This window comes from Streptomyces sp. NBC_00448 (assembly GCF_036014115.1).
In the GTDB taxonomy this organism is placed as follows: domain Bacteria; phylum Actinomycetota; class Actinomycetes; order Streptomycetales; family Streptomycetaceae; genus Actinacidiphila.
Genome location: NZ_CP107913.1, coordinates 2,364,945 through 2,378,834, shown reverse-complemented (window position 1 = coordinate 2,378,834; position 13,890 = coordinate 2,364,945). Strand labels below are relative to the sequence as shown.

Below are 13,890 nucleotides of genomic sequence, written 5' to 3'. Positions count from 1 at the left end.
GGGCAGGTCCGTGACCGACGGACGGGACGGGGTGCGGCCGATGGCCGGCACGGCACAGGCACACCTGGTGGACGCGCACTGCCACGGGGTGTACCCGGGCGAGCTGGGACTGGGCTCCTTCGAGGCGCGGCTGCCGGGCACCGCCGCCCCCGGCACCACCCTCTTCGACAGCCCCACCGGGTTCGCGCTGCGCCGCTGGTGCCCGCCGCTGCTCGGCCTGGAACCCCACTGCCCGCCGGCCCGCTACCTCGCCAGGCGCCGCGAGTTGGGCGCCTACGAGTCCGCCCGGCTGCTGTTGCGCGGCACGGGCGTGACGGCGTACGTCCTGGACACCGGTGAACCCGGCGAGCTCACCTCGCCGAAGGACCTCGCGGCGACCACGGGCGCGCCCGTCCTGGAGACGGTCCGGCTCGAACCGCTCGCCCAGCAGGTCGCCGACACCTCCGGCACGGTCGGCTCCTTCCTCGCGAACCTCGCGGAGGCCGTGCACGGTGCCGCGCTCGGTGCGGCCGGGTTCTCCTGCGGTGACGGGTCCGCCGGCACGGACGGCCGGGCCGGTGCGGAGGAGGGCGGCGAGGACACGCGCCCGCCCGGGCCGCTGGAGGTACGGCAGGCCGCCGCGGCCTGGCTCTCCGCCCGTGCGGTGGGGGCGCGGCCGGCCGATCCCGTCCTGCTGCGGCACATCCGGTGGCATGCCGTCGCCACCGGGTTGCCGCTGCTGCTGCGGTACGGCGCGGGTGGGGGCGGGCCGCGCGCCGCCTTGAGTTTCCTGCGGGCCACCACGGGGCTCGGCACCGAGGTCGTGCTGCTGCCCGACGCGCCCCACGAAGCGGCCGCCGCCGATCTCGCGACCGAACTCCCGCATGTCTACGTCGGCGTCGGGCGGAACCCCTCCGGGGTGCTCGGGCGGACGCCTTTCGGCAAGGTGCTCTACGCGAGCGGCGCGGGCGGACTGCCCGAGCTCGCCGTGACCGCGGCACGAGGGTTCCTGTCGGAGCTGGGGCAGGCCGTCGCCGAGCGCGTCCGCGCGGGTGAGTGGTCCGCGGCGGACGGACGCCGCGTGACGTCCTTGGTGACGGCGGACAACGCCCGGCGGGTGTTCCCGTTCGAGCAAGGGGCGCCCTGAGCGTAGCGCCCCTTGCTCACGCGGTGACGCGGGAGGACGCGGCGGACCCGGGGGCCCTGGCGGCGGACGGCACCGACTCGCCGGGCTCGGTGAAGGGGCGTTCGCGGAAGGAGAGCAGCACGCGCAGGACCGCGATCCAGACCAGGCAGGCGCCGAACATGTGCAGGTCGACCAGGGCCGCCGGCAGGTGCGTGAAGTACTGGACGTAGCCGATGACGCCCTGCCCCATGAGGACGAGGAAGAGCTCGCGGACGCGGTGCTGCGGGCCGATCGGCGCGTCGACGGCACGCAGGACGAACCAGAGGGCGACGGTCAGGCCGACCACGACCCACGCGAAGTCCGCGTGGAGCTGGGCGATGGTCTTCCAGTCCACGTCGATCCGCCGGACCTTGAAGGAGCCGCTGGAGTCGCCCGGGTGCGGCCCGGCGCCGCTGACGAGGGTGCCGACGACGATGAGGATCGCGGAGGCGGTGGCGAGCAGCTGCCCGAGCTGCCGTACCGGCTTGCCGACCAGCGGGCGGGGCGACGCGTCGCCCTCCCGGAGGCGCTGCCAGGTGAGGGTGGCGACGGTGATCAGGGCCGCCGACAGCAGGAAGTGGAACGACACGACGTACGGGTTGAGCTTGGTGAGCACCGTCAGCCCGCCCCACACCGCGTTGAAGACGACCACCCAGAACTGCGCCCACGCCAGCCGGTACAGGCCGCGCCGCGGCGGTTCCTGCTGCGCGCGGATCGCGATGATCGCCCACCCGACCGTGGCGCACAGCACATACGTCAGCATGCGGTTGCTGATCTCGATGGTGTGGTGGATGCCCATCTCACGGGTGCCGAGCAGGCTGTCACCGCTGCACGTCGGCCAGGTCGGGCAGCCCAGGCCCGAGGCGGTCAGCCGGACCGCGCCCCCGGTGATCACGATCACCACGGACATCACCAGCGCCGCGAGCGCCGCCCGGCGCACCGCCCCTGAGCTGGGGGTCCACCGTGCGGCGATGAAGGCGAGCGGGTTTCGCGCGATTTCGGGCAGCTTCGGCACGGGCCCATCGTAGGCGCACCCCTTGTGCACGGATTCACGAGGGGTGCCGGCTGCGCGGCCGGACGTACATCTCGGGAAAACGCCCGCAACCCGGGCCCACCGGCCCTACCATCGTCGGTCACAGCCATACGGGAGGGGCCCCGGATGACCGGCGAGCACCGTGACAGCGTCAACCGCCGACGCCTGCTGTACGGGGGCGCGGCGGCGGCGCTGGCCGGGACCGGCGCGGCGGCCTGGGCGAGCGGCGCCTGGGACGCGCCCGCGGCCGGTTCCGGGTCCCAGGACCACCCCGGGTACGCCGACGTGGTCGCCGACTTCGGCGCCAAGGGCGACGGCATCGCCGACGACAGCGCCGCGTTCCAGGCCGCCTACGCGTACGCCGAGAAGCGGGCCGCCGGCGGTACCGGCCGTACCGTGATCACGGTGCCGCCCGGCCAGTACCGGGTGACGAGGCCCGGCGCGCTGCTCGACGCCGACTCGCCCTCCCACCGGGTCAACGGGCTGCGCTTCGTGGGCGCGGGGCTGCGGATCAGCGACATCGTCTTCGCGCCCGACAGCACCGACGGCCCCGACGGCGGCAGTTACCTGTGCCGCAACAACGACACCTGGCAGAACATCTCGTTCGAGGGGCTGCGCTTCACCTCCGGCACTCCCGGTGCCTCGTTCTTCTACTCCTACTCCACCGGCGGCGCGGCCAACTACCGCTTCTCGGAGTGCGAGTGGATGGGGGAGTGGGAGTACGGCATCGCGCTCGACGGCAGCAACACCAACTCCGAGATGCGCTGGGAGGCGTGCCGGGTGGGCGGCGCCTACCGCAAGGCGTTCCTCTACGCGGGGCTGTCGCTGCACTCGACCGACGTCGAGCAGCAGGACCAGTTCCTCAACTACTGGTTCACCGACATGAACGTCACCTACGAGTGGGGCAACTTCCTGGAGTTCCCCTACGGCGGTTCCGTGACCTGCCGCGCCGGCAGCTACATCGTCACCGGGCGGCGCCCCACCCCGCACCCCGACTACGGCTTCGAGAGCGCCTTCTTCCGCTTCCCGCGCCCCGCCCACTTCGACGGGGTGCAGCGCTTCCACGCCGAGGACGTCCGCTTCGAGTTGCGCGACGACGCGGTCGTGGTGATCGACTGCGCCTGGAACCGCGGCACCGTGCACTTCAACGACTGCGACGACACCGCGCACGCGTACCGGGCCTTCTCCGACGGCCTGCGCGCCCACCGCTACACCCTCGCCGAGGGCGGTCCCCTGGTGCGCTACGACTCCTGCCAGCTCGTCGGCACCCACCAGTACCGCACCGCCCCCGGCGCCACCCCGCCGCTGTGTGTCCGCTACGACATGTGCCGCCTCGCCTCCCACCCGAGCGGGTCCTTCCTCGCCCTGGACGCGGGCCAGGACCGTAGCTTCGCCACCTTCGTGAGCTGCCTCCCGGCGACCTGAGCGCGGCGGGGCGCCCCGGGCGTACCCGGGTGCGCCCGCCCGTGCCCGGGCGGATCAGTGCGAGGCTCCCTCCCACCCGTCTCCGCACGGGCCGCCCCCCACTGCCTCGCCGATGGTGACCTCGGCGCCGTCCGCGCCGATCAGCGGCAGGTAGGGGCGGGCGATCTCGACGCTCGACCGGGGGACGTAGTGGAAGATGAGCGAGCGGCGGAAGCGGTCCGCGGTGGAGTTGGGCGCCGAACCGTGCACGGCACTGCCGTGGAAGAACAGGACGTCGCCCGGCCGCATGTCGGTCCGGACGGTGGACAGGCCCTCGCGCGGCCGGACGAGTCCGGTGGTGAAGGACTGCGCCGGGTCCGCCTCCTCGGGGCAGAGCACGTCCATGGTGTGGCTGCCGGGAACGACGCCGAGCGCGCCGTTCGCCGCGTCGCAGCGGTCGACCGCGATCCACGCGGCGATGCAGGTCTCGGGATGCGCGCGAAGGAAGTAGTTGTCCTGGTGCATCGCCTGGCCGCGCGCGCCCGGGGGCTTGAAGTAGAACATCGACTGCGCGCCGTACACCGGGCCGACCGCCGCCGTGACCACGTCGAGGATGCGGGCGTCGGTCATCAGCCTGCGCGCGATGCGGCCGACCTCCAGGTCCGTCCTGCGGTGCGGGTTCATGAAGCGGGGGTAGCGGGCGAGGATGTCGTCGGCCGGTACCTCGTCCACGGCGCCCACCGCGCCGCGGTCGGTCTCGACCTGGGTCATGAACGCGGCCCTGACCGCGTCGATCTCGTCGGCGCCGAGCAGGCCGTCGACCTGGATCACGCCGTCACGTGCGTACCGGTCGCGCACCGCGGCGTCGTCGCCGGGGGCGAGGGAGAGTGTGCTGGTCGTCATGGACTCATCGTCGGACCCGCGCGGCGGGAAGGGCATGGCGGAACCGGTCGCGGCCATGGATGATCCTGTCATGAGCGTACGCCGGACCTCCGTGACCATCGCGTCGCCGCACCACCGCGTGCTGTGCGGACGGCTCGACGAGGACAGCAGGTACCGCACGGTCCGGAGCGGGGGCACGACGGACTGGGTCATGTTCGTCACGGTGGCCGGACGGGGGCGGTTCCGGTCTCCCGGGCACCCCGACCTGCTCGCCGGACCGGACCGGATCACGCTCGTCGAGCCCGGCACCGCGCACGACTACGGCACCGACCGCGAAGCGGGCACCTGGTCCCTGCGATGGGCGCACCTGGACCCGCCGGCCGGCTGGCTCCCGCTGCTCGACTGGCCCGTGGCGGCGCCCGGCATCGGCCAGGTCGACGTCGACGCGACGGTCCGCGCCCGCGTCGTCCAGGCGCTCGACCGCGCGGTCTCCGCCCGGCGGGCCGGCCTGCGCCGCAACACCCTCTTCGCGATGAACGCCGTCGAGGAGGCGCTGCTGTGGTGCGACACCCGCAACCCGCGCGAGACCGTGCTCGATCCCCGGCTCCTCGCGGTCCTGGAGCACGTCGGCGAGACCGTCGAGCAGCCGCACACCGTCGCCTCGCTGGCCCGGATCGGCGGGCTGTCCCCCTCCCGCCTGGCCCACCTCGCCTCCGCGCAGCTCGGCACCAGCCTCATGTCCCACGTGGACCGCCAGCGGATGGACCTGGCCCGCCAACTCCTCACGGTCACCGATCTGCCCGTGGCCACGATCGCCGCCCGCACCGGGTTCACCGACCCCCTCTACTTCTCCCGCCGCTTCCGCGCGGCCACCTCCCTCTCACCCACCGCCTTCCGCACCCGCGAGCGCGGCAGGGGAGCAGCCGGCTAGGCGTCGAAGTCGTACTCCAGCACGTAGGACGCCGCGTCCAGCGCCATCTCGTTGACCTCGACGGCCTGCCCGTCATCCGTGAAAGCCGTTCGGCAGACCAGGACCACCGGCGTCCCCGCGGCGAGCTCCAGCCGCTCGGACTCCTCGGCGGAGGGCATGCGCGAGCGGACCTCCTCGCGGAAGTGCACCGGCTTGTGGCCGAGTTCGGCGAGCCGTGCGTAGATCCCGCCGGGCCCGGTGTCGGTCCGCGTGACGGCCGACCCCGCCACGAGGGACGCGGCCAGATACGACGTCGCCAGCAGCACCGGCTTGCCGTCGAGTACGAAGCGGCGGTTGCGCACGCAGACCGCGTCGCCGACCTTGAGCCCCAGGACGGCTGCGATGTCCTCGCGAGCCTTCTCCTCGGTGACCTCGACCTGGTCGACGACGAGTTCCCGCCCCTCGGCCTCAGCCGCCCAGATCGACTGTCCGTTGCCCCACCGGCTGCCGGCCACCCGCTGAATCCCACGCCGCCGCAGCGGCCGATGTCCGCTCTCTTTGCCCATACGTCTCGGTCCTCTCCGCTGCGGACAGCGTAGGGGCCGGATGCGGGCGCGCCTGGGCGAAGGGGCTCCGTCGCGTCGATCGGGAGGTGGCGCCCTACTCCCAGCGGAAGAAGCGGCCCGCCGCCGCGAGGCCGACGACGGACCACACCGCGAGGATGCCGAGGTCGGACCAGGGGATGCCGGCGCCGTTCTGGAGGACGTCGCGCAGGCCGTCGGAGAGTGCCGAGATCGGCAGGAGCTTGAGGACGTCCTGGACGCCGCCGGAGAACTTGGACATCGGGACGATCACGCCGCCGCCGACCAGCAGGAGGAGGAAGACGAGGTTCGCGGCGGCGAGGGTGGCCTCGGCCTTGAGGGTGCCGGCCATGAGCAGGCCGAGCCCGGAGAACGCGGCGGTGCCGAGCAGGAGGAGGAGCAGGACGGCGGCGGGGTCGCCGTGCGGCGACCAGCCGAGGGCGAAGGCGATCACCACCAGCAGGGCGACCTGGAGCGCTTCGGTGACCAGCACCGAGCAGGTCTTCGCCGTCATCAGCGCCCAGCGCGGCAGCGGCGAGGCGCCGAGGCGCTTGAGCACGCCGTAGCGGCGCTCGAAGCCCGTCGCGATCGCCTGGCCGGTGAACGCCGTGGACAGCACGGCGAGCGCGAGGATGCCGGGGGCGAGGAAGTCCACGGACTTGCCGGGGCCGGTGTCCACGATGTCCACCGCGCTGAAGAGCACCAGCAGCAGGGCCGGGATCACCACGGTGAGCAGGAGCTGCTCGCCGTTGCGCAGCAGAATCTTCGTCTCCAGCAGCGCCTGCGCCCGGATCATCCGGGGCAGCGGTGCCGCGCCGGGCGCGGGGGCGAAGACGCCGGCGCCTTCGCCCTCGCCGGTGACGTGCGCGGTGTCGGTGGTGACGCTCATACCCGCAGCTCCCTGCCGGTCAGTTCCAAGAAGACGTCCTCCAGGGTGCGCCGCTCCACCGCGAGGTGGTCGGGCATGACGCCGTGCTGGGCGCACCAGGAGGCGACGGTGGCCAGCAGTTGCGGGTCCACCGTGCCCTCGATGCGGTACGAGCCGGGGGAGAGCTCGCCGGCACGGGTGTCGGGGGGCAGGGCGTTGAGCAGTGAGGCGAGGTCCAGGGCGGGGCGGCCGGTGAAGCGCAGGGTGTTCTCGGCGCCGCCGCGGCACAGCTCCTCGGGGCTGCCGGCGGCGATCGAGCGGCCGGCGTCGATGATCACCACCTGGTCGGCGAGTTGCTCGGCCTCGTCCATGAAGTGGGTGGTGAGCACCACGGTGACGCCGTCGGCGCGCAGCTCGCGGACCAGGTCCCAGGTGGCGTGCCGGGCCTGCGGGTCCAGGCCGGCGGTGGGCTCGTCGAGGAAGACCAGTTCGGGGCGGCCGACCACGGCCATGGCCAGCGCCAGGCGCTGCTGCTGGCCGCCGGACAGCCGCCGGTAGGTGGTGCGGCCGCAGCCGTCCAGGCCGAGTCGCTCGATGAGCAGCGCCGGGTCGACGGGGTGGGCGTGGAGGGTCGCCGCGTGCCGCAGCATCTCCTCGGCGTGGGCGCCCGGGTAGACGCCGCCGGACTGGAGCATCACGCCGATCCGCGGCCGCAGTTCGCCACCCTGGGTGACCGGGTCGAGGCCGAGGACGCGGGCGGTGCCGCCGTCGGGCCGCCGGTAGCCCTCGCAGACCTCGACGGTGGTGGTCTTGCCCGCGCCGTTGGGGCCGAGCACGGCGGTGACGGAGCCGCGCGGCACGGTCAGGTCGAGGCCGTCGACCGCGGTCCTGGTGCCGTACCGCTTGACCAGACCGGTCACCTCGACCGCGGACTCGTTTCGCATGGCGACGAGTCTAGGGAGCGCGGAGGGACTCCACGGCGGCAGGGCGGAACCCGGACGGTCCGGGGCCGTGCCGGGCCCGGAAGTGAGGTGACCCTAAGTGATGTAGCCCACCGCGCAGGTGAAGGGCCGAGCTTGCCCCTGCCCGCCGAATTAAGCAACAATGGCGTTGTGAAATACGTAGGCGGTGCTGCCCGCGCGGCGGCGGAGGAGCAGACGACCGGTGAGCGGCGTACCCGCAACCGCGTCGCCAGCTCCATCCTGGGCCACGGGCCCTCCACCGCCGCGGACCTCGCCGAGCGGCTGGGCCTCACCCAGGCGGCGGTGCGCCGCCACCTGGACGCCCTCGTCGCGGAGAACATCGTGGAAGCCCGCGAGCAGCGGGTCTACGGCAGCCGCGGCCGCGGCCGCCCCGCGAAGGTCTTCGCGCTCACCGACTGCGGCCGGGACGCCTTCGACCAGGCATACGACCAGCTCGCCGCGGACGCGCTGGGCTGGATCGCCCAGTCCGCCGGCGGCGGAGAGCAGGGCGAGGCCGCGGTCACCGCGTTCGCGCGGGCCCGGGTCGCCGCCCAGGCCGAGCGGTACCGCGAGCTGATCGACGCCGCCGCGCCCGACGAGCGGGCCCAGGCGCTGGCCCGCGCCCTGACCGCGGACGGGTACGCTGCAACAGCGCGGAGCGCCCCCGGCCCGGCCGGGGAGCAGCTGTGCCAACACCACTGCCCGGTGGCTCACGCCGCCGAGCAGTACCCGCAGCTCTGCGAGGCGGAGGCCGAGGTCTTCTCCCGCCTGCTCGGGACCCACGTCCAGCGGCTTGCCACCATCGCGCACGGCGACGGGGTGTGCACCACGTTCATCCCGCAGGCCCACCAGGGCCGGCCCGCCGCGGCACCCGAGGAACCGGCAGCACCCGCACCACCCGTACGACCACCCGCAGCACCACCCGATCCGGCCGCGAAGTCCGCGTCCCCCGCAGGACCCGCGGCCCCGGTATCGGCAGCAGGACCCGCAGAACCCGCAGTAACCACACGCACAGACCACGCACCAGTCAGCACGTCCGGGAGGAACCCCGCATGACTGCTCCCACGGAGACCACTCACCCGGAGCTCGAAGGCATCGGCACCTACGAGTACGGCTGGGCCGACTCCGACACCGCCGGCGCCGCCGCCAAGCGCGGTCTGTCGGAGGAGGTCGTCCGCGACATCTCCGGCAAGAAGTCCGAGCCGGAGTGGATGCTGAAGATGCGGCTGAAGGGCCTGCGGCTGTTCGGCAAGAAGCCGATGCCGACCTGGGGCTCCGACCTCACCGGCATCGACTTCGACAACATCAAGTACTTCGTGCGGTCCACGGAGAAGCAGGCGGAGTCCTGGGAGGACCTGCCCGAGGACATCAAGAACACCTACGACAAGCTCGGCATCCCGGAGGCGGAGAAGCAGCGCCTGGTCGCCGGCGTCGCCGCCCAGTACGAGTCCGAGGTCGTCTACCACCAGATCCGCGAGGACCTGGAGGAGCAGGGCGTCATCTTCCAGGACACCGACACCGCGCTGCGCGAGCACCCGGAGCTGTTCCAGGAGTACTTCGGCACCGTCATCCCGGCCGGCGACAACAAGTTCGCCTCGCTGAACACCGCGGTGTGGTCCGGCGGCTCGTTCATCTACGTGCCGAAGGGCGTGCACGTGGAGATCCCGCTGCAGGCGTACTTCCGGATCAACACCGAGAACATGGGCCAGTTCGAGCGGACCCTGATCATCGTCGACGAGGACGCGTACGTCCACTACGTCGAGGGCTGCACCGCGCCGATCTACAAGTCGGACTCGCTGCACTCCGCGGTGGTCGAGATCATCGTGAAGAAGGGCGGCCGCTGCCGCTACACGACCATCCAGAACTGGTCGAACAACGTCTACAACCTGGTCACCAAGCGCGCCGTCGCCTACGAGGGCGCGACCATGGAGTGGGTCGACGGCAACATCGGCTCCAAGGTGACCATGAAGTACCCGGCGGTCTACCTGATGGGCGAGCACGCCAAGGGCGAGACGCTCTCCATCGCCTTCGCCGGCGAGGGCCAGCACCAGGACGCGGGCGCCAAGATGGTGCACATGGCGCCGAACACCTCGTCCAACATCGTCTCCAAGTCGGTGGCGCGCGGCGGCGGCCGGACCTCCTACCGCGGCCTGATCGAGATCGGCGAGGGCTCCTCCGGCGCGAAGTCCAACGTGCTGTGCGACGCCCTGCTGGTCGACACGATCTCCCGCTCCGACACGTACCCGTACGTGGACGTGCGCGAGGACGACGTGTCGATGGGCCACGAGGCGACCGTCTCCAAGGTCTCCGACGACCAGCTCTTCTACCTGATGAGCCGCGGGATGACCGAGTTCGAGGCCATGGCGATGATCGTGCGCGGTTTCGTCGAGCCGATCGCCAAGGAGCTGCCGATGGAGTACGCCCTCGAACTGAACCGGCTGATCGAGCTGCAGATGGAAGGCGCGGTCGGCTGACCCGGTTCACCCCGGCGCCCCGCCTTCCCGCACCGATCGAAGCAATCCAAGAGGAGCAGCAGTACACCCATGGCCGAGAACACCCCTGCGGGCAGCACCACGGACGGTGCCATCACGGTGGGGCAGCCGACCGAGCAGCCCGCCGACGCCCGGGTCAGCGCCGCCCCGTCCTACGACGTGGCCGACTTCCCCGTGCCGAACGGGCGCGAGGAGGAATGGCGCTTCACGCCGCTGGCGCGGCTGCGCGGGCTGCATGACGGCACCGCGGAGGCGACCGGCTCGCTGCGGGTCGAGGTGACCGCGCCCGACGGCGTCGTCGTGCAGACCGTGGACCGCACCGACCCGCGGGTCGGCAAGGCCGGCAAGCCGGTGGACCGGGTCGCCGCCCAGGCGTTCAGCGCCTTCGAAAAGGCGTCGGTGGTCAGCGTCCCCAAGGACACCGTGCTCACCGAGCCGATCCGGATCTCCGTGCACGGCGAGGGCGGCGTCGCCTACGGCCACCAGGTCGTGGAGGTCGGCGCGTTCGCCGAGGCCGTGGTGGTGCTGGACCACACCGGTGACACCACCCTCGGCGCCAACGTCGAGTTCCTGATCGGCGACGGCGCCAAGCTCACCGTGGTGTCCGTGCAGGACTGGGCCGACACCGCCGTGCACGCCGCCCAGCACACCGCGCTGATCGGCCGTGACGCGAGCTTCAAGTCCGTCGTCGTCACCTTCGGCGGCGACCTGGTCCGGCTGCACCCCCGGGTGGTCTACGGCGCCCCCGGCGGCGAGGCCGACCTGTTCGGGCTGTACTTCACCGACCGCGGCCAGCACCAGGAGCACCGCCTGTTCATCGACCACGACACGCCGCACTGCCGGTCCAACGTGGCGTACAAGGGCGCGCTCCAGGGCCAGGACGCGCACGCGGTGTGGATCGGCGACGTGCTGATCCGGGCCGCGGCCGAGGGCACCGACACCTACGAGCTGAACCGGAACCTCGTCCTCACCGACGGCGCCCGGGTCGACTCGGTGCCGAACCTGGAGATCGAGACCGGCGAGATCGTCGGCGCCGGACACGCCTCCGCGACCGGCCGGTTCGACGACGAGCAGCTCTTCTACCTGATGAGCCGCGGTATCCGCACCGAGGACGCCCGCCGCCTGGTGGTGCGCGGGTTCTTCGGCGAGCTGGTCCAGCAGATCGGACTGCCCGACCTGGAGGAGCGGCTGATGGCGAAGATCGACGCGGAACTGGAGGCGGCGGTCGGATGACCAGCACCGTGCCCTTCGTCCGCGCCTGCGCGCTCAGCGAGTTGGAGGACGACACCCCGCGCCGGGTCGAGATCGACGGCGTGCCGATCTCGGTGGTCCGCACCGAGGGCGAGGTGTTCGCGATCAACGACATCTGCTCGCACGCCAACGTCTCGCTCTCCGAGGGCGAGGTGGAGGACTGCCAGATCGAGTGCTGGCTGCACGGCTCCAGCTTCGACCTGCGCACCGGCAAGCCCTCCGGACTGCCCGCCACGCGGCCCGTCCCCGTATACCCCGTCAAGATCGTTGGGGACGACGTGCTCGTCTCCGTCACCCAGGAGTCCTGAGTCACCCATGGCCACGCTTGAAATCCACGACCTGCACGTCACCGTCGAAGCCGACAACGCCACCAAGGAAATCCTCAAGGGCGTCGACCTCACCGTGAAACAGGGCGAGACCCACGCCATCATGGGCCCCAACGGCTCCGGCAAGTCCACCCTGGCCTACTCCCTGGCCGGGCACCCCAAGTACACCGTCACCGGCGGCACCGTCACCCTCGACGGTGAGGACGTGCTGGCGATGACCGTCGACGAGCGGGCCCGGGCCGGCGTCTTCCTCGCCATGCAGTACCCGGTCGAGATCCCCGGGGTGTCGGTCTCCAACTTCCTGCGCACCTCCGCCACCGCCATCCGCGGCGAGGCCCCCAAGCTGCGGACCTGGGTGAAGGAGGTCCGGGAGACCATGGAGCACCTGCACATGGACCCCGCCTTCGCCGAGCGCAACGTCAACGAGGGCTTCTCCGGCGGCGAGAAGAAGCGCCACGAGATCCTCCAGCTCGAACTGCTCAAGCCGAAGATCGCGATCCTCGACGAGACCGACTCCGGCCTCGACGTCGACGCCCTGCGGATCGTCTCCGAAGGCGTCAACCGGGTCCGCGAGCAGGGCGAGGTGGGCACCCTGCTGATCACGCACTACACGCGCATTCTGCGCTACATCAAGCCCGACTTCGTGCATGTCTTCTCGGCCGGCCGGATCGTCGAGTCCGGCGGCGCCGAGCTCGCCGACAAGCTGGAGGAAGAGGGCTACGAGTCCTACGTGAAGGGTGGCGCTGCCGCGTGACATCGACCTCGCCGATCGGCAGGGTGCCGGCCGGCCTCCTCGACACCGAGGCGATCCGCAAGGACTTCCCGATCCTGGACCGCCTGGTCCACGACGACCGCCGCCTGGTCTACCTCGACAACGCGGCCACCTCGCAGAAGCCGCGCCAGGTGCTGGACGCCCTCAGCGCCTACTACGAGCAGTCCAACGCCAACGTGCACCGCGGCGTCCACGTGCTCGCCGAGGAGGCCACCGCGCTGTACGAAGGCGCCCGCGACAAGGTCGCCGCCTTCATCAACGCGCCCAGCCGCGACGAGGTGATCTTCACCAAGAACGCGTCGGAGTCGCTGAACCTGGTGGCGAACATGCTGGGATGGGCCGACGAGCCCTACCGGGTGGACGGCGACACCGAGATCGTCATCACGGAGATGGAGCACCACTCCAACATCGTGCCGTGGCAGCTGCTCTCGCAGCGCACCGGCGCCAAGCTGAAGTGGTTCGGCCTCACCGACGACGGCCGGCTCGACCTGTCCGACATCGAGCAGGTGATCACCGAGAAGACCAAGATCGTCTCCTTCGTGCTGGTCTCCAACATCCTCGGCACCGTCAACCCGGTCGAGGCGATCGTGCGCCGCGCCCAGCAGGTCGGCGCGCTCGTCCTGATCGACGCCTCCCAGGCCGCCCCGCACATGCCGCTGGACGTCCAGGCGCTCGGCGCGGACTTCGTCGCCTTCACCGGCCACAAGATGCTCGGCCCGACCGGCATCGGCGTGCTGTGGGGCCGCCAGGAGCTGCTGGAGGACCTGCCGCCCTTCCTCGGCGGCGGCGAGATGATCGAGACCGTCTCGATGCACTCCTCCACCTACGCGCCCGCGCCGCACAAGTTCGAGGCCGGCACCCCGCCGATCGCCCAGGCGGTCGGCCTCGGCGCGGCCGTGGACTACCTCAGCGCGCTCGGCATGGAGAACGTCGCCGCGCACGAGCACGCGATCACCGAGTACGCCCTGACCCGGCTGCTGGACGTGCCCGATCTGCGGATCATCGGCCCGACCACCGGCGAGGACCGCGGCGCGGCGATCTCCTTCACGCTCGGCGACATCCACCCGCACGACGTCGGTCAGGTGCTGGACGAGCAGGGCATCGCGGTCCGGGTCGGCCACCACTGCGCCCGCCCGGTGTGCCTGCGGTACGGAATTCCCGCGACCACCCGAGCGTCGTTCTATCTGTACTCCACTCCGGCCGAGGTCGACGCCCTGGTCGAGGGGTTGGAGCAGGTCCGGAACTTCTTCGGCTGATGGTGGTGC

Annotated in this window: 13 protein-coding genes and 1 pseudogene; 9 read left to right on the top strand and 5 right to left on the bottom strand. The window is 71.9% G+C overall.

The window, feature by feature from the left end; translation table 11 throughout:
* The first annotated feature begins 40 nt into the window (after window positions 1-40).
* Complete coding sequence (locus OG370_RS10135; RefSeq protein ID WP_328473960.1) at window positions 41-1,126, top strand: amidohydrolase; 1,086 nt, start codon at window positions 41-43, stop codon at window positions 1,124-1,126.
* A 16-nt stretch (window positions 1,127-1,142) separates the two neighbouring features.
* Here the strand turns inward: OG370_RS10135 and OG370_RS10130 are convergent, their stop codons facing one another.
* Entirely contained in the window at window positions 1,143-2,159 is a 1,017-nt protein-coding gene (locus tag OG370_RS10130) for a COX15/CtaA family protein (protein WP_328462752.1), read from the bottom strand.
* A 144-nt stretch (window positions 2,160-2,303) separates the two neighbouring features.
* Here OG370_RS10130 and OG370_RS10125 point away from each other — a divergent pair, with 144 nt between their 5' ends.
* On the top strand, window positions 2,304-3,602 hold the full coding sequence (locus OG370_RS10125) for a glycosyl hydrolase family 28-related protein (RefSeq protein ID WP_328462750.1): 1,299 nt from the start codon (window positions 2,304-2,306) through the stop codon (window positions 3,600-3,602).
* A gap of 54 nt (window positions 3,603-3,656) precedes the next feature.
* Here the strand turns inward: OG370_RS10125 and OG370_RS10120 are convergent, their stop codons facing one another.
* Window positions 3,657-4,484, bottom strand: a complete 828-nt coding sequence (locus tag OG370_RS10120) for a phytanoyl-CoA dioxygenase family protein (RefSeq protein WP_328462748.1) — start codon at window positions 4,482-4,484, stop codon at window positions 3,657-3,659.
* A gap of 70 nt (window positions 4,485-4,554) precedes the next feature.
* On the opposite strand from OG370_RS10120, the gene OG370_RS10115 reads away from it, so the two are divergent.
* Complete coding sequence (locus OG370_RS10115) at window positions 4,555-5,394, top strand: helix-turn-helix domain-containing protein (protein ID WP_328462746.1); 840 nt, start codon at window positions 4,555-4,557, stop codon at window positions 5,392-5,394.
* Here OG370_RS10115 and OG370_RS10110 read toward each other — a convergent pair.
* The 3 genes and pseudogenes from OG370_RS10110 to OG370_RS10100 all read right to left on the bottom strand — a co-directional run.
* Window positions 5,391-5,918 (bottom strand): annotated as a pseudogene (locus OG370_RS10110) (GntR family transcriptional regulator); the annotation flags it as partial. The gene OG370_RS10115 and the pseudogene OG370_RS10110 overlap by 4 nt on opposite strands.
* 115 nt (window positions 5,919-6,033) lie before the next feature.
* The gene (locus OG370_RS10105; RefSeq protein ID WP_328462744.1) at window positions 6,034-6,843 is read right to left on the bottom strand and encodes an ABC transporter permease; all 810 of its coding nucleotides are present in this window, start codon (window positions 6,841-6,843) and stop codon (window positions 6,034-6,036) included.
* Window positions 6,840-7,766 (bottom strand): ABC transporter ATP-binding protein, encoded by a 927-nt coding sequence (locus OG370_RS10100; RefSeq protein ID WP_328462742.1) that lies wholly within the window; start codon window positions 7,764-7,766, stop codon window positions 6,840-6,842. The genes OG370_RS10105 and OG370_RS10100 overlap by 4 nt, the downstream gene beginning before the upstream one ends.
* A 168-nt stretch (window positions 7,767-7,934) precedes the next feature.
* On the opposite strand from OG370_RS10100, the gene OG370_RS10095 reads away from it, so the two are divergent.
* The 6 genes from OG370_RS10095 to OG370_RS10070 all read left to right on the top strand — a co-directional run bounded on the left by OG370_RS10095 (window position 7,935) and on the right by OG370_RS10070 (window position 13,881).
* Window positions 7,935-8,840, top strand: coding sequence for a helix-turn-helix transcriptional regulator (locus tag OG370_RS10095; RefSeq protein WP_328462740.1), 906 nt, complete (start codon window positions 7,935-7,937; stop codon window positions 8,838-8,840).
* Entirely contained in the window at window positions 8,837-10,258 is a 1,422-nt protein-coding gene (gene sufB / locus OG370_RS10090; RefSeq protein ID WP_328462738.1) for a Fe-S cluster assembly protein SufB, read from the top strand. Before OG370_RS10095 ends, sufB begins: the two co-directional genes overlap by 4 nt.
* A gap of 69 nt (window positions 10,259-10,327) precedes the next feature.
* Window positions 10,328-11,509 (top strand): Fe-S cluster assembly protein SufD, encoded by a 1,182-nt coding sequence (sufD, locus tag OG370_RS10085; RefSeq protein WP_328462736.1) that lies wholly within the window; start codon window positions 10,328-10,330, stop codon window positions 11,507-11,509.
* An 8-nt stretch (window positions 11,510-11,517) separates the two neighbouring features.
* The gene (locus OG370_RS10080) at window positions 11,518-11,835 is read left to right on the top strand and encodes a bifunctional 3-phenylpropionate/cinnamic acid dioxygenase ferredoxin subunit (protein WP_328473958.1); all 318 of its coding nucleotides are present in this window, start codon (window positions 11,518-11,520) and stop codon (window positions 11,833-11,835) included.
* A gap of 7 nt (window positions 11,836-11,842) precedes the next feature.
* A complete protein-coding gene (gene sufC, locus OG370_RS10075; protein ID WP_328462734.1) occupies window positions 11,843-12,607 on the top strand; it encodes a Fe-S cluster assembly ATPase SufC in 765 nt (254 codons plus the stop codon).
* A gap of 23 nt (window positions 12,608-12,630) precedes the next feature.
* A complete protein-coding gene (locus OG370_RS10070; RefSeq protein ID WP_443060856.1) occupies window positions 12,631-13,881 on the top strand; it encodes a cysteine desulfurase in 1,251 nt (416 codons plus the stop codon).
* The last annotated feature ends 9 nt before the right edge of the window (window positions 13,882-13,890 follow it).